Genomic DNA, 19,019 nt, shown 5'->3' with positions numbered 1-19,019 from the left:
TGAAATTTGACTGCCTATCCGATTACTTTTTGCAAATTTTACTCAATACAAATTATATTCAATGCTTCTTCCTTGGAAATTTTATCCTCAAGATAATTATCTCTCGCAGTTCTCGCTTTTTCAAGCCAATCGTAATATTCCTCAAAACTTAAAGGCTTTTCCACAGTACCAGGTGTGTTAAGTGTTCTTTCATAACGCTTATACATTTTGCCTCGCTGTGTGTCAAAAGTTTTCAGCACCTCATTTCTGTTTGCCAAGATTCGGTGCTTTAATTTCGGCGCAAATTCCTTGCAAGTTTTACCATTATTCAGAACTCTGTCGCAGTACAGGGTTTTCTTTTTTGTCTTTGGCACAAAGTATCTGCCACAAAGCTGACAGCGGCAGAGGCGGTATCCGTTCTCAACAAATAAATGTAACAGCAGAAAATAATACTCTGTCAGGTTACGGATATGGTACATCTGTCTGGATTTGTTATCCTCAAAATAAAATACGGTGGAAATCTGTACGCTGTTGTAATTGAAATCTTCGTTAACATCAATTTCTATTTGATTTGATAAATCGCTGAAAAAGTGCAAAACAAAAAACTGCACGGTTTTTATCTGGTCAAGATAGCTTGCATATTCACGCAGATAATGTTCAGTTCCGTCGTTCTCTCCTAAAAAATCCTCAATCATAAGTCTGTTCAAAAGACCGTAAAAAGTTCTATATTCCGCCAATGCCTTTTCTGCTTTTGCAGTTAACTTTTTAATCAGTGCAAATCTTTCTTCACTTTCATCAGGATATGTTCTGTAAACTTTTCTTATTTCATTTTGCAGTTCAGAATACTCTTCAAAATCTTCTTCTGAGAAACTAATCAACTCATTTTTGATAGTAGTATTTTCAATTGGAATCTTATTGTTATTTTCCTGCATATAGCCGGAAATATTTCCTTTGGAATCAATTTTTAATAATAAACCTTCGTGCTTTGCCATATACACCTCTGTCCTGAAGTGAAAATTATAAAAATCACTTCAATTCATTTTGTCATATATTTTTCTTGAAAAGTATGAGATTATTGTATCACACTGGTGAAAAAATTCCAACAGCTTTTGGATTACAACTGAATAACCATACCAAAGCTAAAATATTTTGAAATCATATGAGGTATGAGTAACAGGGAAAGGAGAAAAATGATTAAGAATTTAAATTTGGAGTTGAGCAGTAAGGCAAGATTTGATTCAATCGACGGTGCAAGTCTTGTTGAAAAAGATTTGCCGAGAAAGAAGTTTATAATCAATTCACTTCTTGCAAGCGGTCTTTCGATTATAGCCGGCTCACCAAAGGTAGGTAAGTCGTGGCTTGTTCTTGACTGGTGCGTTCGGATTGCAAAAGGCAAAGATGTATGGAATCTGCATACCGACAGCGGTACAACTCTGTATCTGTCACTTGAAGATGATGAAAGCAGATTGCAGGACAGGCTGACAGCGATAACCGATGAAGTGCCGAGTGATGTTCATTTTGTTACGGATTGTTCAAAACTTGATGAAAGGTTGGAAGAACAGATTCAAACTTTTGTTGATGAGCATATGGATACTGTCTTGATAATCATTGACACGTTTCAACTTATCCGTTCTGCAAAAAATGACTCGAGCTATTCAAATGATTATCTTGAGGTACAGAAACTCAAAAAACTTGCTGATGAGTTGAAAATTGCTATTCTTCTGGTTCATCATTTAAGAAAGCAAGGCGACTCTGACCCAATCAATGAGATTTCAGGTACAAATGGTATAGCTGGCTGTGCCGATGCTCTATTTGTTTTGAAAAAAAGCAATCGCACGCAGGGCAACGCAACTTTATTTTGCACGGGAAGAGATATTGAGGACAGAGAAATTGAGCTTGCATTTTCAAAAGAGGATTGCACTTGGAAAATGACTGCAGACAGCGCAGAGAATCCGAATATGCTTTTGCCTGATGAAATGAACTTGCTCATTGAGATGATGAAAGCAGAAAAATATTTCAACGGAAGCAATGCAGAATTTCTTGAACGATATAATGCTTATTCAGGCAAAAATCTTTCGGCTCGCATTCTGAAAAGGATGATGAATAAGTGGAAGTATGACTTGAATGACAATCATATTTATTTCAAATCGTATAAGGAAAATAACATCAGAAAGGTTGAAATCAAATATGATTTTGAGATTGATAATTCAGATAGCGAGTACGTTAGGTACGATAAGTACGATGAAAATATAGCCGTTTGATTTATCGTTTTTATCGTCCTTATCGTCCACGATGCAGATGTTGGGCAGAATTTGGCGGTTTGTCCGACTTTCAAGAGAAAACGGATAAAGTACCCGACTTCAAGCAAAAATCAAAATTTGGGCGGTTTGTGAGCGAAAGTAATTCTATATAACGGATTATGAATTCAGCGTAAAGTTGGGGTTCACATTTTCACAGCTTTTAAGCTGTGGCAAGCAACGCATTCGGCTGGTCGCTGACCTGCCGAATGCAATATACGGGCAGAAGCCCGAACCCACTTTATTGGCAAAGGAGGAAACCTAAATGAAAGACAGAAAAATGAGCATAAGAATATCGGAATCCGATTTACAGAAGATTCACAATAAAGCAGACAAGGCAAATTTAACTTTAACCGAATATATAACGAAGGCTTGCCTCGGAAAACAAATCTTTGTTGTTGACGGACTTGATGAAATTATCCGTCAGCAAAAGGCTATCGGCAGAAACTTAAATCAAATTGCAACACTTTGCAATATGGGTAAAGTCATTTGCTTTAATCTTGCTGAACTTACAAATCAGTATGCAGAGATGAATAAACTACTTACCGATTTGCTTGACAGAAAGAGGTGGTCATAATAGCAACAGTAAAATTTATCGCAAGCAAACAAATGCAGTCACGGCAAGGGTTAGCTTCAATCCTTGCCTACTGCAAACAGGATAAGAAAACTTTGTACGATGGCAGAAAGCTGGTGAGCGGAGTGAATTGTGTAGCAGAGTCAGCGTTCAATGAAATGATGAATACTAAAATTCAATATAGAAAAACTGATGGCAGAATGTACTATCATTTGTTTCAGTCGTTCCACCCCGATGAACCTATAACACCCGAAACTGCTCACGAAATTGCTTTGAAGTTTGCACAAGAGCAATTCAAAGGTTATGAAGTTTTAGTTGCTACTCATATTGACAGAGAGCATATACATTCACACTTCATTTTAAATTCTGTCAGTGCTGAAACAGGATTGAAATATCATCCAGATAAAAATGAGATACAACGGTTGAGAGATTATTCTGACAACCTATGCAGAAAATACGGTTTATCAGTTGTAATTCCTAAGCAACCAAAAGTAAAACAGATGTCGGCAAGAGAATATCGTTCAGCAGACAAAGGTCAAAGCTGGAAGTTACAGCTTGCAATAGCTGTTGATGAAGCTATGAAATATGCAACCTCAAAGGAACATTTCATAAGCCTGATGGAGAACGAAGGCTATGAAGTTAAATGGACGGCAGAAAGAAAAAGCATTACCTACACTACACCAAATGGAATGAAGTGCAGGGATAATAAATTACACGAAGAAAAATATCTTAAGGAGAATATGGAAAATGAATTCAGAATACGGGAAGAAATCACCACAGGAATTAAAGGAACAAGCCAAAAAGCAAATGCAAATCGCCTCAAAAGCAGAACCCTGCGTAGCGGTTACGGAGCAGAACTGGAAAGCATTAATTTCAACTCAGACAGCACAGATAGATATGCTGAAATCAATACTGGACGAAATTTCAGAACTGACTACGAAAGAGGAAATACGGATATACCTCAACCGCCAGATGAATTCCTTGCAGAAGTCTATCGACAATTCCAATGCAATGGCGCAGACCTTCAAGAAGGAGCTTCAGGATATGACGAACAATTACGTCAGTCAGATAAACAATGCGGCGAAGAATGCTTCACAACAGGTTGGGAGCACGAGCGAGAAATATTCATACAGTATCAGTCAGGCGGAGGAGAAACTGAATCATCATGTGAGGATACTGTTTTTCCTGGCTTTGATACCGACAGCTATTACAGCAATAACGGAAATGATATTGCATATCTGGTCGCAAATCTCACAAATATTTTAGACAGCAACCACCCTGTAGAGGACTGCACTACAATGAAAAAACCTCGTAAAGAGAGAAAGAACATACAAGAAAATCCACAAGGCGGATTTGGTATGAAGATGTAAAGAAAGGATTGCCATGAACGAAACTGAAAATAGAATAACACCAATCACAAGAAACGATATTGCGTTTAACCGCCGTCATCTGTACGAAAGCGATAAGGTTAAAATCGGCAAAAAGACATTTTTAGTCACATAGGTATTTCCTATCGGAACCGAGAACGGTGACAACCCAAGTGCCGATGAAAAAATTAAAAATTTACTTGAACGAAAAACGGGATAAATATTTTACTGGACATTCAAACCGAGTAGGAGTATTGTTGACTTGCAATCCTATTCGGTTTGATTCAACAGAGCCTGAACGGCTCGGAAAGGATGAAAAAATTATGAAATCAAACCAACAAAAGATTACCGCACTCTACTGCCGTCTTTCTCAGGAGGACGAGTTAGAGGGTGAATCAAACAGCATTAAAAATCAAAAAAGTATGCTCGAAAAATATGCCGCCGATAACGGCTTTGGCAACTGTCGGTTCTATATTGATGACGGTTACAGCGGAGTATCCTTTGAACGCCCTGACTTCAAGCGTATGATTGCCGATATGGAAAAAGGAGAAATCGGAACTGTTATCACAAAAGACCTTTCCCGACTCGGCAGAGATTACCTTAAAACCGGTACATATATTGAAATTATATTCCCTCAGAACGATGTGAGATATATTGCCGTAAATGACGGTGTTGATTCCGAAAAAGGCTGTAATGAATTTATCGGAATCCGTAATTACTTCAATGATTTCTTTGCTGCTGACACATCCAAAAAAATCAGGGCAGTCCAAAGAGCAAAGGCAGAGCGTGGTGAAAGGATAGGCTCTAAGCTTCCTTACGGATATATGAAATCCGAAGATAACAGGTTAGTACCCGATCCCGACACTGCTCCCGTGGTAAAACGAATCTTTGATATGTATGTCAACGGAGTGGGAACCCGTACGATTGCAATGACTCTTGAAAGAGATAAAATTATGTCGCCAAGCGCATATGCCTACTACAAATACGGCAGAAAAGAAAATGGCTTGAAGCTGAATAATCCCTATCTGTGGAGTGATGTTACACTTAGAGGAATGCTTGTAAACGAGGTATATATCGGCACAACGGCGAACTACAAAACCACCACCAAATCAAATAAGCTGAAAAAGCAAATTCACAACGACCGCAAGGATTGGCTAATATTTGAAAATACCCACGAGGCTATCATTGATAAATCCACCTTTGAAATGGTGCAGAAGTGGTTTGCAGGAAGAAGAAAACCGAATAAATCAGGTAAGACAGATGTGTTTGCCGGGTTAGTTTATTGTGCCGATTGCAAAAGCAGAATGTATCTTCGCCGAGTGCTTAAGTATCCTAAAGAAAACAACTACCTTTGCAAAACCTATTAGCGATACGGTAATAATCACTGTACGGCACACAGAATCAGCGAACAGGATTTACACGCTGTGATACTTCAAAAACTGAGAGAGGTAACGGCATATGTACGTGAGAATCCCGAAGAATTTTATGAAATAGCAAGCCGTAATGCAAGAGCCGAAGCCGAGCGTGAAATGAAAACTTATCTGAGGGAAAAAGAAGCGGCAGAACAAAGAATAGCAGAGCTTGAAAGTATCATCCGTTGTCTGTACGAAGACCGAGTGCTCGGACGAATTTCTGTTGAACGCTACGAATCATTGTCATCAGGATATGAAACCGAGCAGTCAGAACTGAAAACTAAGCTTAATGAGATGAACGCCTTTCTTGATGAGAACGAAAAGCGAGAGCAGTTGATTCAAGACTTTATTGAAAATGCAAAGAAGTACATTGACATTCAGGAACTGACGCCTGAAATTCTCAGAGCATTCATCAGCAGAATTGAGGTGCACGAAAAGGCAAAATGGCATTCAACAGAATGCGGAAATGATATTGTGATTTACTTCACCGTTGAGCGCAAGGAACAGCTTAATGTATGGCATAAAGAGATTAAAACCGCATAAATCAAGATGCCGAGGGGCGAAATTTCCCCTCGGTTGTAAAAGAAATATTTTCTGACAATAATGATATTACGCAGATGCAATGCTGTTCAACATTCTTTCCTATATGTCAAACAAGTTATTGGGTGAGGGAAACACTGTTGCATCGATAGATGAATTGTATTTGTTCCTTTCAAATCTTACAGCTATTGAATATATCCGCAACGCAATGAAGCGCGTACGCAAGAAAGATTCAGCCATGATTTTAGCCAGTCAGAATATAGACGATTTTCTGATTCCTAGCGTTAAAGAATATACAAAACCGCTGTTCTCAATTCCTACTCATCACTTCTTATTTTTCCCCGGCAATATCAATCCGAAGGACTTTGAAGATGCACTAATGGTTGAGCCAAACGAGTATGCCTTAATCAAATTTGGTGAGCGAGGAACTTGCCTGTATAGGTGCGGTAATGAAAGGTATCTGCTTCTTGTTCAGGCTCCTGAATATAAAGCAGAGATTTTCGGAAGTGCAGGTGGAAGATAAAATTTTGAATAGACAGAATTTTAAAATTGTGGTATGATAATTACAAAATAACAGGTTAATAAATTGATATTTGACACATTCTCTGTTTGTGGGAAAGAATTCTCATAACCGTTGATGTACCATATTTTCGGAGGTGAACGTCATGGATCAAATAAAAATCGGTAAATTTATTGCTACGCTTCGTCGGCAGAGCGGACTAACTCAAGAGAAGCTCGGAGAGAAAATTGGTGTAACAAACAAAACAATATCTCGCTGGGAAAATGGTAACTATATGCCAGACATTGAAATGCTCCAACTACTTGCAAAGGAATTTAATGTTAGCATAAATGAATTGTTGGCTGGACAAAAGATGTCAGACGAAGAGTTTCGGAAAAATGCAGATGAAAACATAATTGCTGTTTCAAAAGAAAGTGCATTCTCGTTTGAGGAAAGAAAAGCATATTTCAAAAAGAAATGGCGTAAGGAGCATATATCACTTTTTGTTGTTTTATTGTTAATTATAATTGTCGCTTTTGTATTGCCATTTGTTGTCAGTAAACCATGGTTTGTTGGATTAGTGCCATTGATAGCATTTATTGAATATGGTTACCAGAATAACAGAATGATGATTTATGTAGAAAACTGTCTTTATAAGTGAGATAGTCAATATCCTGTTTAAGATTATTTTTACAATTAAAAAATATTATAATCCGATTGTTTTTCTTAAATGAAAGTCAATCGGATTTTTATTTGCGGAGGTGATTCAATGAGTGCAACCATAGGTGCGGCACTAAAGAAAATAGCAGTTGCACTGCTCACAGATAAAAAGGTAATAAAAATAATAGGCGGTATAATAATCGGCATAATCATAATTGTGGTTATGCCGATTGTTGCAGTTGTGTCAGTTTTCAACGGCAGTATGGATATTGACACTGACAAGCTCTATCAGTCCATACAGGAAAATATCTCAGCAGAGCAGATGGAAAATCTACAGCTTATCAACGATACGATGACAGAGGTTGAAAATCAACTGAAAAATAAAAAGTTGTCCGACTATAACACACAAGCAGAGGTTATCTATCTGTTTTCTCTGTCCGATAAATCAGAGGATGAGGACTTTGTAAAAAACTTTGTATCCTGTTTCAAGAAGAATCAGTCTGATGAGGATTTGATAAAAACCGTCAATCAGAAATTCGGAACGGAGATAAAGTATGACGAGTTCCAAAAGATGATGCAGTCAATCAAGGGTGCGGAAATCAGTACCGCAGGCTTTACTGACAAGACCACGAAGAACAATCTCGACCTTGTCAAGTGGTGCGAGAACGCATACAAAAATGACTGGGGTTATGTGTACGGCGGTTACGGTCAGGTCTGCACAAAACAATATCTCGACCAACAGGCGTCGTTGTTTCCCGGAAATAACGAGGCAGGAGGTGAGATGAGAAAGTTCGGTGAAAAATGGCTCGGCAAGAGAGCTTGTGATTGCATAGGTTTGATAAAATCATATACTTGGTACAACTCTGACAGCGGAGAAATTGTCGCAGGCTCAAACGGTTTTAACGACTGCGGAGCAAACTCCATTTGGAGTAGAGTTACAGAAAGCGGCCCGATTTCAACTATGCCCGATACGCCCTGACTTGCTGTCTGGATGGACGGTCACATCGGTGTATATATCGGCAACGGAGAAGTTATCGAAGCACAAGGCACAGCCTACGGAGTTGTCAAAACTCAGCTCTCAGGTCGAGGATGGACAAAGTGGCTGAAAATACCAAATATAAAATATGTAAACCAAAGCAAGAAATGACGAGGTGATTTTTTATGAAGAAAACAAGCGTAGGCATAATGTACGATGATGAAAAGCTGAATGCAATCAGACTGTATATGTCACAGCGTGATTTGGATTTCAAAGAAGAGCTTGAAAAATCCGTTGATTCTCTGTATGCAAAATATGTTCCTGCAAATGTCAGAGAGTTTATTGATATGAAGTCTGTTTTGGCAAAACCGCCAAAGCCTAAAAAGCAAAAGCCACAAGAAGAAAATACAGAGGTGGCAACTTGAAAAATCAAAACTTTGGAATAGAAATAGAAATGACCGGCATCACTCGAAGTACTGCGGCGAAAGTGATTGCCGGTTATTTTCATACGGACGCAACGCATGTCGGCGGCTGTTATGATGCGTATTCTGTTCGTGATAATGACGGCAGGATGTGGAAGATTATGCGTGACGCAAGCGTCCGTTGTGAAAACCGTTCAGGGCAGAATGCAAGCTCACTGTACTCGGTTGAATTTGTCACTCCGATTTGTAATTACGATGACATTGAAACCATACAGGAGTTAGTGAGAAAGCTTCGTGGTGCAGGAGCGAGAGTCAACTCAAGCTGTGGTCTGCATTGCCATATTAATGCGGCTCCGCATACCCCGAAAACACTTCGCAATATCGTAAACATTATGGCGGCGAAAGAGGACTTGCTTTATAAGGCGTTAAAAGTGAATGTGTCAAGAGAACATTACTGCCAGAAGATGGACACACGCTTTCTTGATGAAATCAATAACCGTCCTCCGATGTCTATGGAGCAATTCAAGTCAATGTGGTATGACGGCGAGGATTACAGCTACCGACACTATGATGACACACGCTACCATGCACTGAATCTTCACAGCGTGTTCTACAAGGGTACGATTGAATTTCGTCTATTCAATTCCACTTTACACGCAGGAAAGGTCAAAAGTGCGATTCAGCTTTGCCTTGCAATCAGTCATCAGGCGTTGATTCAGAAGTCTGCAAGACACGCTAAAACTGTATCAAATAATGAAAAGTACACTTTCAGAACGTGGCTTTTGAGATTGGGTTTGATAGGTGACGAGTTCAAAACAGCTCGTCATCATCTGCTGAAAAATCTTGATGGTAACATTGCGTGGAAGGATCCTTCGCAGGCTGAAAAGCAAAAGGAAAGACTTGCTCAAAAACGAGCCGCAGAACTTAATAACACAAACGAAAATATAAATATCAACGAACCCGAAGTCAATCTTGTCCCAAATGATGAACAGGAAGAAACTTCGGGTTTTATTATGAGTATGTAAGGAGAGAAATCTATTATGAGTAAAAAATTATACATTGCCTACGGCAGTAACCTCAATCTTGAACAGATGAAATTTCGTTGCCCCACAGCCAAACTTGTTGGCAAAGGTACAATTGAAAATTACGAATTGCAGTTCAAGGGTATGCCTCACTGTTCATACGCAACAATCGCACCTTGCAGTGGCAAGTCCGTTCCCGTTGCACTGTGGGAGCTTCAGCCGAGAGATGAAAGATTGCTTGACCGCTACGAGGGTTATCCGTCACACTACTTCAAACAGGAATTACCTGTGAAACTGAATAACGGTTTGGAACTTACTGCAATGGTTTACATTATGAATCTTAAGCAGGATTTCGGCTTGCCAAGTGCAAGCTATTACGATACAGTATCGCAAGGTTATAAGGACTGCGGTTTTGATATGAAAGTTTTAAACGAAGCCGTGAATGACAGTGCAGAAAAATTCTATGAAAACCTTGAACAGAACAATCTGTTTGATTCACCCGATGAAGATGAGGTTGAAGATTTTACAAATGAGATTGGCGGTATGAGTTTATGAACGAGAGAAAGAAATTGAAAAAGCAACTCGGTAATAAATATATTTTCAAAATGTATTTGTCGGTGAACGAAGTCAAGAAATTACTTTCTGAAAATCCAAAGGACAAGCACGACACTCTCTTTGCTTCACTCACAGTCGGCTGTGTAAAAATCAATGCTGTTGTATTTCCAACTCCCGATAAAATGCTCCTCGGCTTTGACATTCTTGTAAAGGACACACCCGAGAGCGAGGAATGGATTTGCTATGATACGCTATCGGACGAAATTAAGTTATCCCCTCGAAGTATTGAACAATCAATGTTCGATATTCTGAATCGTGAGGTTAAGGAGTACGGACTGTCATATACAGAGTGTAATTTTGAAGTAATAAACGGTAAATCAATAAAAGCAGAATAACGGCGGTATTCTCGCTACACTCGCCCTGTGTCGGCTTTTAAAGAAGAAGTCGGGAAAGTATCCGAATTCAAAGAAAAAATGAAACAGGGCGGTTTGTGGCAAGGTGTGAAAAATCGAAGTTTCGGCAAATCGGGCAGTTTTTCAAGGGTGGAATTTTAAGCAGGAGAAAGACACGGGGTTGCAGTCGCTCCCTCGTGTCGGTTTACGGCAGACGGCAACGCCGACTGCCATGCGGTTTTTCGCACTTTTCAGCCTCAAAAATCCATAGGGGTTAATTTTCAGCCTTGGGGTTGTACTTGTGGGTTTAACTGCCCGATTAGCCGAATAAAATGCCAAAAATAAAGGAGTTGCAACTGTGGGTTGTGACAAAACAGGAGGTTTTGCACTTGAATGAAACGGATAACAGAAAAGAAGTTAAGCGGAAGTTTGCACTCTGGATAAAGGAATCCACGCTTGACATGGTTCAGAATATCTACGAGGAAGATAACTGCAGGAGTCGAAGTGAATTTATTGAAAAGGCAATAATTTTCTATGTGGGTTACCTGTCCTCAAACGACAACAGTCAGTATCTTCCTAATGTGGTTACCTCTACATTGAAGTCTATAGTCGCTGAGAGCGACAACCGAATGAGCAGACTGATTTTTAAATTAGCTGTAGAGCTGGCTATGACAATGAATATTATTGCCTCGTCACAGGATATTGACAAGATGACTCTTACAAAACTTCGTGGTGAGTGCGTCAAGGAAGTCAAACGGCTCAACGGTTCGTTCTCATTTGATGACGCATACGATTGGCAGAAAGGATAATTATTTGTGGCAAGGTTAGTTACAAAGTTTAAATATCTCAAGCCGAATCGAAAAGTTAGCGCAGGCGGTTATGCAAAATATATTGCCACCCGTGAGGGAGTTGAGAAAATTGATGACACTAAAAAGTTTGCTCCTGCAACAGAAAAACAGAAGAATCTAATCGAAAAAATCTTAAAGGATTTTCCCGACAGCAAGGATATGTTTGAATATGTCGATTACCTTGAAAAGCAAAATCAAGGCTCGGCATCTGATTTTATCTCAAGAGTTATGGAAGATTACGCTTATGAAATCTCAGGCAGAAAAGCATATGCTGATTACATTGCTACCCGTCCTCGTGCCGAGAGATTCGGCTCGCACGGACTGTTCACAGATGACGGTGTGCAGGTTCAGTTGAGTAAAGTAACAGAAGAACTTGACAAACACAAGGGAAATATCTGGACTGCGATAATTTCTATTCGCAGAGAGGATGCGGAACGGCTTGGTTTTAATACCGGAACTCGTTGGCGGGATATGCTCCGCACTCAGACCGAAGCACTTGCGAAAAATCTGAAAATACCAATGGAGAATCTTCGTTGGTATGCGGCATTTCATAATGAATCGCACCACCCTCATGTGCATTTGATTGCGTATTCAACTGTGGAGAACGAAGGCTATCTCACGCAAAAGGGACTTGAAAATCTGCGTTCGTCATTTGCAAAAGATATTTTTCAGCAAGATTTATTGTGCACATATGAAAGGCAAACCGAACATAGAGATAGGCTCCGTGCTGAGGCTCGTGACATAGTAGAGAATTTGGTTTCAAAGATTAACTCTGAAATATATATCAGCGCGTCAATTCAGCATAAGCTGTTAGAGCTTGCCGACAGGCTTTCAAAAACGAAAGGTAAAAAGGTTTACGGTTATCTGAACCCCGATGTAAAAGCAATCGTTGATTCCATTGTTGATGAGCTTGCCAACGACAATAGAATTAAAAAGCTGTATGACCTCTGGTACGAGCAAAAGGAAAATACAATCCGCACCTACACAGATGAAATGCCTGACAGGATTCCTCTTGCCCAAAACAAGGAATTTAAGTCAATCAAGAACGCTGTAATTAAGGAAGCGTTGAAACTAAATCTCACTGAAGATGTGGTTGAGAAAAGCGAAAATTCGGACAATGAATCTGTTTCAAGTCCCTTTAAATATGAAGAAAACACCTCTGCCAAATCAGTTTTTGATTCAGACAAAGGTGTTCTGTATCCTCATTATTCAATTAAAACCAACCGCAACAGCGTTGCAGTTTCTTCTCTTTATCTCCTGCGCTACCTCGGCAATATGATTCAGAATCAACTCCGCTTTGAAGAAAAGCAGAAAGCGCAAAGGACGGATAAAAAATTACAACAGAAGATTAATGATAAAAAGCAGGGATTGGGGATACATTAGTAGTTCGAAAAAAGATCTTATTTATACTCAATATTTGGGAAACTTAAAGGTTTTATATTTAGATTTTCTTTATTTACAAGTTGATATTCACTCGTAAAAAATATGGTGGTTTCATTTGTATCATCATATTTTACAACTAAATAATCGCTTTCATATTCGGATAAAATAACATATTTATTATTGTTTATTGTAGTTGTTTCATATGATTTGCTAATTGGAGTTGCATTGAAAAATAGAAAAATATAACTTATTGTTATAGATGCATATATAATAACAGAAAAGAATACAGTTGATTTTTTTATTCTTTTTTTGAGTTTCAGGTGTCCTGATATACTATCTGGAATTTTCACAAACGAGAATGTGCTGACGATAAGCATTACAATGTAAATTACTGTTACAAAAAGAGGAGTTAGAAAATTTTCAATCCAATTGAATTTTAATGAAAATATATAAAAAAGCGTGAATTCAATTATAGAGAAAACAAGACCAGGAACTATTGCGCCACTTAAATAAAAAATCTTACTTGATAGATTGTTTCCTAAATTATTGTTTTTATAGAAGAAATAATTATAAATAAAGGCAACAACAATAAAGAAAAATAGGATAGCATATGGCATGATATCGTGCATAGTAATACTAAAATATTTTGATGGTATGCCGTACAAATTTTGGCAGTTAATTGAAAACATAAAAGAATTAACATAAAAAAGTAATGGCAGGACTGATGATATAAGAGCAAAGATTTTGATACCAAGAGTTTTATCTAATCGATTAGAAAATTTAGCAAATTTGTTTTCTATTCCATTCATCACTTCACAACCTTTCAATGCTTTTATAAAATTATAGCACAGTATGTTATTTTAAACAAGAAAGATATTTAATTCCCGCCAAGGAGTAACTGCACCAAAACGCTGACAGGTGCCACCTGTCACAGTGATAAGAGAATAACTACCCACTATAAGATATTACAGCAGAAAAGAAAAATATATACAAGGAAGTGATTAAAATATCAACCTACATTCATTTTACAAAAGAACAGCGAGAACAGGCAAGGAGAACAGACCTTGCAAATTTTTTAATCAGTCAGGGTGAGCAAGTCAAGCGTTCAGGCTCAGAATACGAATGGCTTGACGGCTCGCAAAAGGTTACAATCAGAGGTCACCTCTGGTATCATCAGTACGAACAGATAGGCGGCGATGCGGTTGACTTCGTCCGCAGATTTTACAACAAGGACTATGCCGAAGCGGTAGAAATGCTTTTGAATAACTGTGGCGGTCAAATCATAACCTCACCGCCCATAGAAATAAGTCACAAACCATTTGAACTGCCGCCGAGAAATGACAGAATGAGCAGACTTTTTTCTTATCTGCTGTTTACTCGTGGTATTGATAAAGATGTGCTTTATGAATTTGTGCGTAGAAAGATGATTTATGAATCTGCCGATTATCACAATGCTGTATTCATAGGTTATGATTTGAACGGCAACCCTCGCAACGCACACAAGAGAGGAACTGCAACAAGCAATCCGTATAAGGGAAATGTTGCAGGCAGTCAACCTGAGTTTAGTTTTCATTGGCATGGAAAAAGCGACAGATTATATTTGTTTGAAGCACCGATAGATATGCTGTCATTCATAAGTATGCATAAGGAAAATTGGAAAAGTCACAGCTATGGGGCATCCTGTTCAGTTTCGGACAGGGTGCTTTTTCAATGTCTGCAAGACAATCCGAACATCAAAAATGTGTTTCTCTGCTTTGACAATGACGAGACAGGACAGACAGCAAACAAACGCATAGCCGAAAAATTAAATTCAATGAATATCAAAAACGAAATCCTTATTCCAAACCACAAGGACTGGAACGAGGATATTTTAAACGGTGAAAGGACTGATGAAATATGCCCTCAGGTATTATAACGCTGATTATTGTCACAGGTTCAATGTTTGCTTTGTTCATAATAATTTCTACGGTCGGCAATTACTATTCTCTCAATCGCATAAAGAACAAGACGGTCGGACAAGGGCAATATGGTACGGCTCGTTGGGCAACTAAAAAGGAGATAAAGAGAACCTACAAACACATAAATTTTCAGCCGAACAAGTGGAGAAAAAATCCGAAAAGCAGACCAACACAACAAGGAATCGTTGTCGGTTGTAAAAACAGGACAATAGGTCGCTTGATTAACCTTACCCACAAGGTATTTTATGTTTTTAGAAAATTCAGAAATTTGTTCCGAAAGAAGAAAAACAAAAAGGTAATCGTGAAAAAAGAACCTGTCAGCACCACAACAGCAATGGTTGATACAGGCGATGTTCATGCTCTGATGATTGGTGCGGCGGGTGTCGGTAAGACTGCATTTTGGCTTTATCCGTGCATTGAATATGCCTGTGCAACGGGTATGTCATTTTTATCAACTGACACTAAGGGCGACATTGTTCGCAACTATGGAATGATAGCAGAAAAGTATTACGGCTACAAAATTTCCGTAATCGACCTCCGCAATCCCACACGCTCTCACGGAAATAATCTTCTGCATCTTGTGAATAAGTATATGGACTTATTCAAAGCTGAACCCGAACAGCTTGTTTACAAGGCAAGAGCAGAAAAGTATGCAAAAATTATTTCAAAAACAATTATTCTTTCCGGTATGGACTCGGCTTCGTTCGGACAAAACGCTTACTTTTATGATGCGGCAGAGGGACTTTTAACAGCAACTATTCTGCTTGTTTCGGAATTCTGCAAACCCGAAGAACGGCATATTGTTTCGGTATTCAAAATCATTCAGGAATTACTCGCTCCGACCAATAAGAAAGGCAAAAATCAGTTTCAACTTTTAATGGACTATCTTCCCGACGACCACAAGGCAAAATGGTTTGCAGGGGCGGCTCTAAATACCGCTGAACAAGCTATGTCAAGCGTTATGAGTACGGCACTTTCAAGGCTGAATGCTTTTCTGGATTCCGAGCTTGAACAGCTTTTGTGTTTTGATACAGAAATAGACGCTGAAAAATTCTGCAATGAAAAGTGTGCAATATTCATTGTAATGCCCGAAGAAAACCCCAACACCTTCTTTATGGTGTCACTCATAATCCAACAGCTCTACCGTGAAATACTTTCAGTTGCAGATGAAAATGGAGGTGTGCTGAAAAATCGTTGTGTGTTTTTCTGCGATGAGTTTGGAACTTTACCAAAGATTGATTCAGCAGAAATGATGTTTTCAGCCTCCCGTTCAAGGCGGTTGCAGATAGTACCAATCATTCAATCCTTTGCACAGCTTGAACGCAGCTACGGCAAAGAGGGTGCTGATGTTATCATCGACAACACACAGCTGACTATCTTCGGTGGCTTTGCTCCTAACAGCACAAGTGCAGAAGTGCTATCAAAAGCACTCGGCTCAAGAACAGTTATGAGTGGTTCTGTAAGCAGGAGCAAAAACGATCCGTCACAATCATTGCAGATGATAGAAAGACCTTTGATGACTCCCGATGAGTTGAAGTCACTTCCAAAAGGCACATTTGTTGTTATGAAAACAGGTTTTTATCCTATGAAAGTAAAACTAAAGCTGTTTTTTAAATGGGGTATTAAATTTGAAGAAAAGTATGAGGTCATGGAAAACGGCAACCGTGAGGTTCACTATGCCAACCGTTCTGAGTTGTTCAACAACATAATCCAAACATACTGCCATCACTATCTTGAACAGACTGTTACTGATTCGGATTTTGATGAAGCAAGCGGTGAAAAAAAGAAGAAAAATGAAAATCTTAAAACCTCGCCAAATGCGGAACAAGCCGACAGTGGAAATACTATCGATTCTGAACAGAAATATGAGCCAACAGAAGAACCCGAAAATTCAAGTGTTGAACAGAACAGAAATAAGCAGGGAAAAGTAGTCGTCAGAACCGAGCGACCACCACAGGGGGATAACAGCAATGAGTAGATTAACTTTTTTGTATCAAATGGACTTGCCTCACCGAGCTGTTGCCGTATATACCTACCTCCACGACCGAGCTAATAAAAACGGCGAATGCTGGCCCTCTGTAAAAACAATAGCAGGCGACATAAAGCTGTCGCCTGCTACAGTAAGAAGGGCAATTAAGGATTTGAAAAATGCTAAACTAATTACAACCAAGCAAAGATATAGAAGCAACGGTGAGAAAAGTAGTTTACTGTTTAAAATAATTCCAGTTAACTTAAGGTTATGACACTACGCCGGTGGCACTACACTTTATTGTAACTGACATTGAATAATCTTTTGATCCAGCACTTGTTTTCCATGTAGCTGTTGCTTTTGCTGTTGCCGTGTTGCCTGATTTGCTGTGCGATGCACTCTTTATAGACCAAGCAGATGCTGGAGCTGTTGTAATATGGGAACAGCTTGTACAGGTCGATGTACTGCCATTGTATGAAAATGTAGCCTTAATTGCAACTGACCAAAGTACAGTACCACTGCTGTTTTTGTAATATCTTGTTTTTGTTTTTGTAATTGTATTTGTGGCATATAAAGAAATACCTGGATTTGCAGTATCGTCAGTAATTATTGTTTCAATATAGTCACCATTATCTAAATATTCAATGGTTCTTTCTGTATTGTCGGCAGTTGTAGCACTTACAGGAATACTCAAAAATATACAACTAATAAGTGCAATAATTAATGTAATAGTTATTGTTTTCTTCATAGTTTTTACTCCTTTATTCAATTACTTCTTCAGCGATAACAACTTCTTGCCTCATGATTGCTTGATGTTCTTCCCATAATATAACGCCATACACAGTAGAAAGAACTAAAGCAACTGCAATGATTACGGCGATTAATGATTTAATATATTTGCTGATTTTAAGCTTTTTAATAACATAGGGAACACCGGTAGCAGAAAAATATTCAGCTACTACATCAACAGGAGTTCCGTAGTTTTTATAAAGTTCTTCCTTTGTTGTTGCGTCTGCTTCCTCACAGTAGACCTCTATATCCTTACTTAGATTCTTTATGTATTTTCTTTCCTCTTTTCCTTTTACAGGAAACATAGCTTTTATTTCGTTGATATATTCCTTACATAGTTTATTCATTGTCCTTATCCTCCGTGTTTTCTTTTAATGTTGAAAGTATTTTTTCTACACCCCTGTAAGCGTCAAAAAAGTTGTTTAGTAGTTGGGCGTAATAATCCCTTCCGTTTGATTCAAGATGATAATAAATTCTTGTTCTCCGCTTGCTCACAAGTTTAGAATATTGGGTGATTTTACCCTCATTTTCAAGCTTGTAGGTAACAGCGTAAATGGTGTTTGGAGAAATCGCAAGGCACCCGTCGGAAAATTCCTTAATGTACTTAACAATCTCATAGGCGTAGCTATCATGGTCATTCAAAATTGCCAGAATAAGAATTTCTGTTATTCCGCTGAAAAAATTATTTTTAGTACCCATAAAATACCTTTTCAAAATTATTATTTACCAACAATTCTATTATATATAAAAATATTGTAATTTCAATATTTTAAATTTCAAAATATTATTGACAAGCCTTGTCAATAGTGATATGATTTAATCACAAGATAATTGAATTATGGTAACATTGTCCAATTTATTGTAGTTTTGTGATTGTTGCAACAAATTACAGATAAAATTTAGACAAATAATAAATAATGGAAGGAGGTTTTCGATAATGAAAACAAAGAAAAGCAAAGTAAGGAGAACGGTTATTACCATTATGGCGGCGGTTTGTGCAATCTCATCGTTTTCTGCTATCAGTGCAAGTGCATATACACACAGTTTGGAGTACACAGCAAAGGGAAGTACTAAGGTGAGCGTAATACTTCGTTCGAGTGGTTACACAAATTTGATCATCTCACCTTTGCAGTGCAGAACAAAGAATGGATCGAATTATTCTTATGTAAGGGATACAAACTCAACTGGAAACGGTACATCAATTTACGCAGGTGTTACTCCCGGTACCGGCTGGAAACTTGTAGCGAGCAGCACATATGACTACACAAAATATAAGGTTGGAACGGGCAGTACATATTCTATGGACTATTATTGGCAAAATTGATATATCTAAGATAATCTCTTCAGGAGTATCCAATTTTTTGGGCCTGATATCTT

General features: G+C 38.5%; 23 protein-coding genes and 1 pseudogene. 19 read left to right on the top strand and 5 right to left on the bottom strand.

What is annotated here, in order from left to right; translation table 11 throughout:
- Nucleotides 1–38: 38 nt before the first annotated feature.
- Entirely contained in the window at nucleotides 39–971 is a 933-nt protein-coding gene (locus WMO31_RS10425) for a DUF6076 domain-containing protein (RefSeq protein ID WP_117931696.1), read from the bottom strand.
- A 198-nt stretch (nucleotides 972–1,169) separates the two neighbouring features.
- On the opposite strand from WMO31_RS10425, the gene WMO31_RS10420 reads away from it, so the two are divergent.
- The 15 genes and pseudogenes from WMO31_RS10420 (at nucleotide 1,170) to mobP3 (ending at nucleotide 12,926) form a co-directional block, all read left to right on the top strand.
- Entirely contained in the window at nucleotides 1,170–2,240 is a 1,071-nt protein-coding gene (locus WMO31_RS10420; RefSeq protein ID WP_367999671.1) for an AAA family ATPase, read from the top strand.
- Between the two features lie 301 nt (nucleotides 2,241–2,541).
- Nucleotides 2,542–2,853, top strand: coding sequence for a MobC family plasmid mobilization relaxosome protein (locus WMO31_RS10415; RefSeq protein ID WP_117705833.1), 312 nt, complete (start codon nucleotides 2,542–2,544; stop codon nucleotides 2,851–2,853).
- A 32-nt stretch (nucleotides 2,854–2,885) separates the two neighbouring features.
- On the top strand, nucleotides 2,886–4,220 hold the full coding sequence (locus tag WMO31_RS10410; protein ID WP_295240690.1) for a relaxase/mobilization nuclease domain-containing protein: 1,335 nt from the start codon (nucleotides 2,886–2,888) through the stop codon (nucleotides 4,218–4,220).
- A gap of 320 nt (nucleotides 4,221–4,540) precedes the next feature.
- A complete protein-coding gene (locus WMO31_RS10405; RefSeq protein ID WP_367999670.1) occupies nucleotides 4,541–5,584 on the top strand; it encodes a recombinase family protein in 1,044 nt (347 codons plus the stop codon).
- 57 nt (nucleotides 5,585–5,641) lie between these two features.
- The gene (locus WMO31_RS10400; RefSeq protein ID WP_367999669.1) at nucleotides 5,642–6,172 is read left to right on the top strand and encodes a DUF4368 domain-containing protein; all 531 of its coding nucleotides are present in this window, start codon (nucleotides 5,642–5,644) and stop codon (nucleotides 6,170–6,172) included.
- A 73-nt stretch (nucleotides 6,173–6,245) separates the two neighbouring features.
- Nucleotides 6,246–6,692, top strand: a pseudogene (locus WMO31_RS10395) (type VI secretion protein); the annotation flags it as partial.
- A 142-nt stretch (nucleotides 6,693–6,834) separates the two neighbouring features.
- A complete protein-coding gene (locus tag WMO31_RS10390; protein ID WP_186934440.1) occupies nucleotides 6,835–7,329 on the top strand; it encodes a helix-turn-helix domain-containing protein in 495 nt (164 codons plus the stop codon).
- Nucleotides 7,330–7,437: 108 nt separating this feature from the next.
- A complete protein-coding gene (locus tag WMO31_RS10385; RefSeq protein ID WP_367999668.1) occupies nucleotides 7,438–8,307 on the top strand; it encodes a hypothetical protein in 870 nt (289 codons plus the stop codon).
- A gap of 12 nt (nucleotides 8,308–8,319) precedes the next feature.
- The gene (locus WMO31_RS10380) at nucleotides 8,320–8,475 is read left to right on the top strand and encodes an NlpC/P60 family protein (RefSeq protein ID WP_367999667.1); all 156 of its coding nucleotides are present in this window, start codon (nucleotides 8,320–8,322) and stop codon (nucleotides 8,473–8,475) included.
- A gap of 14 nt (nucleotides 8,476–8,489) precedes the next feature.
- On the top strand, nucleotides 8,490–8,729 hold the full coding sequence (locus tag WMO31_RS10375) for a DUF6103 family protein (protein WP_015524292.1): 240 nt from the start codon (nucleotides 8,490–8,492) through the stop codon (nucleotides 8,727–8,729).
- Complete coding sequence (locus tag WMO31_RS10370; protein WP_367999666.1) at nucleotides 8,726–9,751, top strand: amidoligase family protein; 1,026 nt, start codon at nucleotides 8,726–8,728, stop codon at nucleotides 9,749–9,751. The genes WMO31_RS10375 and WMO31_RS10370 overlap by 4 nt, the downstream gene beginning before the upstream one ends.
- Nucleotides 9,752–9,766: 15 nt before the next feature.
- Nucleotides 9,767–10,303 carry a gamma-glutamylcyclotransferase family protein gene (locus WMO31_RS10365; protein WP_367999665.1) on the top strand — a complete coding sequence of 179 codons (537 nt, stop codon included), beginning with the start codon at nucleotides 9,767–9,769 and terminating at the stop codon, nucleotides 10,301–10,303.
- Nucleotides 10,300–10,698 carry a hypothetical protein gene (locus WMO31_RS10360; protein ID WP_367999664.1) on the top strand — a complete coding sequence of 133 codons (399 nt, stop codon included), beginning with the start codon at nucleotides 10,300–10,302 and terminating at the stop codon, nucleotides 10,696–10,698. Before WMO31_RS10365 ends, WMO31_RS10360 begins: the two co-directional genes overlap by 4 nt.
- Nucleotides 10,699–11,084: 386 nt before the next feature.
- Complete coding sequence (locus tag WMO31_RS10355) at nucleotides 11,085–11,504, top strand: hypothetical protein (RefSeq protein ID WP_367999663.1); 420 nt, start codon at nucleotides 11,085–11,087, stop codon at nucleotides 11,502–11,504.
- 6 nt (nucleotides 11,505–11,510) lie between these two features.
- Nucleotides 11,511–12,926 carry a MobP3 family relaxase gene (gene mobP3 / locus WMO31_RS10350; protein ID WP_367999662.1) on the top strand — a complete coding sequence of 472 codons (1,416 nt, stop codon included), beginning with the start codon at nucleotides 11,511–11,513 and terminating at the stop codon, nucleotides 12,924–12,926.
- Nucleotides 12,927–12,943: 17 nt separating this feature from the next.
- Here the strand turns inward: mobP3 and WMO31_RS10345 are convergent, their stop codons facing one another.
- Nucleotides 12,944–13,735, bottom strand: coding sequence for a hypothetical protein (locus WMO31_RS10345; RefSeq protein ID WP_304027528.1), 792 nt, complete (start codon nucleotides 13,733–13,735; stop codon nucleotides 12,944–12,946).
- A gap of 188 nt (nucleotides 13,736–13,923) precedes the next feature.
- Here WMO31_RS10345 and WMO31_RS10340 point away from each other — a divergent pair, with 188 nt between their 5' ends.
- From WMO31_RS10340 to WMO31_RS10330, 3 genes are read left to right on the top strand one after another with little or no spacing between them, the layout of a single operon-like run.
- Entirely contained in the window at nucleotides 13,924–14,841 is a 918-nt protein-coding gene (locus tag WMO31_RS10340; RefSeq protein WP_367999661.1) for a DUF3991 and toprim domain-containing protein, read from the top strand.
- Nucleotides 14,823–16,862 carry a type IV secretory system conjugative DNA transfer family protein gene (locus tag WMO31_RS10335; RefSeq protein WP_367999660.1) on the top strand — a complete coding sequence of 680 codons (2,040 nt, stop codon included), beginning with the start codon at nucleotides 14,823–14,825 and terminating at the stop codon, nucleotides 16,860–16,862. Before WMO31_RS10340 ends, WMO31_RS10335 begins: the two co-directional genes overlap by 19 nt.
- The gene (locus WMO31_RS10330; RefSeq protein ID WP_367999659.1) at nucleotides 16,855–17,127 is read left to right on the top strand and encodes a helix-turn-helix domain-containing protein; all 273 of its coding nucleotides are present in this window, start codon (nucleotides 16,855–16,857) and stop codon (nucleotides 17,125–17,127) included. The genes WMO31_RS10335 and WMO31_RS10330 overlap by 8 nt, the downstream gene beginning before the upstream one ends.
- Here WMO31_RS10330 and WMO31_RS10325 read toward each other — a convergent pair.
- Genes WMO31_RS10325 through WMO31_RS10315 form a run of 3 tightly spaced genes read right to left on the bottom strand, consistent with a single transcriptional unit; the run spans nucleotide 17,122 to nucleotide 18,341 of the window.
- Nucleotides 17,122–17,601: a hypothetical protein gene (locus WMO31_RS10325; protein WP_303999332.1), complete on the bottom strand. Its 480-nt coding sequence runs from the start codon at nucleotides 17,599–17,601 to the stop codon at nucleotides 17,122–17,124. The genes WMO31_RS10330 and WMO31_RS10325 overlap by 6 nt on opposite strands.
- A gap of 13 nt (nucleotides 17,602–17,614) precedes the next feature.
- Nucleotides 17,615–17,989, bottom strand: coding sequence for a DUF6120 family protein (locus WMO31_RS10320; protein WP_367999658.1), 375 nt, complete (start codon nucleotides 17,987–17,989; stop codon nucleotides 17,615–17,617).
- Nucleotides 17,982–18,341: a PadR family transcriptional regulator gene (locus tag WMO31_RS10315; protein WP_117848143.1), complete on the bottom strand. Its 360-nt coding sequence runs from the start codon at nucleotides 18,339–18,341 to the stop codon at nucleotides 17,982–17,984. Before WMO31_RS10315 ends, WMO31_RS10320 begins: the two co-directional genes overlap by 8 nt.
- A gap of 238 nt (nucleotides 18,342–18,579) precedes the next feature.
- On the opposite strand from WMO31_RS10315, the gene WMO31_RS10310 reads away from it, so the two are divergent.
- Nucleotides 18,580–18,966, top strand: coding sequence for a hypothetical protein (locus tag WMO31_RS10310; protein WP_117848211.1), 387 nt, complete (start codon nucleotides 18,580–18,582; stop codon nucleotides 18,964–18,966).
- The last annotated feature ends 53 nt before the right edge of the window (nucleotides 18,967–19,019 follow it).

Source organism: Ruminococcoides intestinale (assembly GCF_040095935.1).
Classification (GTDB): Bacteria; Bacillota; Clostridia; order Oscillospirales; family Acutalibacteraceae; genus Ruminococcoides; species Ruminococcoides intestinale.
Note: the sequence above shows the minus strand (reverse complement) of the source record. Positions and strands in the feature narration are given on the sequence as shown.

Bases quoted from the DNA above. Each gene is read 5' to 3' on its own strand.
- WMO31_RS10425 (WP_117931696.1), bottom strand. From the start codon at position 971: ATGGCAAAGCACGAAGGTTTATTATTAAAAATTGATTCCAAAGGAAAT.
- WMO31_RS10420 (WP_367999671.1), top strand. From the start codon at position 1,170: ATGATTAAGAATTTAAATTTGGAGTTGAGCAGTAAGGCAAGATTTGAT.
- WMO31_RS10415 (WP_117705833.1), top strand. From the start codon at position 2,542: ATGAAAGACAGAAAAATGAGCATAAGAATATCGGAATCCGATTTACAG.
- WMO31_RS10410 (WP_295240690.1), top strand. From the start codon at position 2,886: ATGCAGTCACGGCAAGGGTTAGCTTCAATCCTTGCCTACTGCAAACAG.
- WMO31_RS10405 (WP_367999670.1), top strand. From the start codon at position 4,541: ATGAAATCAAACCAACAAAAGATTACCGCACTCTACTGCCGTCTTTCT.
- WMO31_RS10390 (WP_186934440.1), top strand. From the start codon at position 6,835: ATGGATCAAATAAAAATCGGTAAATTTATTGCTACGCTTCGTCGGCAG.
- WMO31_RS10385 (WP_367999668.1), top strand. From the start codon at position 7,438: ATGAGTGCAACCATAGGTGCGGCACTAAAGAAAATAGCAGTTGCACTG.
- WMO31_RS10380 (WP_367999667.1), top strand. From the start codon at position 8,320: ATGGACGGTCACATCGGTGTATATATCGGCAACGGAGAAGTTATCGAA.
- WMO31_RS10375 (WP_015524292.1), top strand. From the start codon at position 8,490: ATGAAGAAAACAAGCGTAGGCATAATGTACGATGATGAAAAGCTGAAT.
- WMO31_RS10365 (WP_367999665.1), top strand. From the start codon at position 9,767: ATGAGTAAAAAATTATACATTGCCTACGGCAGTAACCTCAATCTTGAA.
- WMO31_RS10360 (WP_367999664.1), top strand. From the start codon at position 10,300: ATGAACGAGAGAAAGAAATTGAAAAAGCAACTCGGTAATAAATATATT.
- WMO31_RS10345 (WP_304027528.1), bottom strand. From the start codon at position 13,735: ATGAATGGAATAGAAAACAAATTTGCTAAATTTTCTAATCGATTAGAT.
- WMO31_RS10335 (WP_367999660.1), top strand. From the start codon at position 14,823: ATGCCCTCAGGTATTATAACGCTGATTATTGTCACAGGTTCAATGTTT.
- WMO31_RS10330 (WP_367999659.1), top strand. From the start codon at position 16,855: ATGAGTAGATTAACTTTTTTGTATCAAATGGACTTGCCTCACCGAGCT.
- WMO31_RS10325 (WP_303999332.1), bottom strand. From the start codon at position 17,601: ATGAAGAAAACAATAACTATTACATTAATTATTGCACTTATTAGTTGT.
- WMO31_RS10320 (WP_367999658.1), bottom strand. From the start codon at position 17,989: ATGAATAAACTATGTAAGGAATATATCAACGAAATAAAAGCTATGTTT.
- WMO31_RS10315 (WP_117848143.1), bottom strand. From the start codon at position 18,341: ATGGGTACTAAAAATAATTTTTTCAGCGGAATAACAGAAATTCTTATT.
- WMO31_RS10310 (WP_117848211.1), top strand. From the start codon at position 18,580: ATGAAAACAAAGAAAAGCAAAGTAAGGAGAACGGTTATTACCATTATG.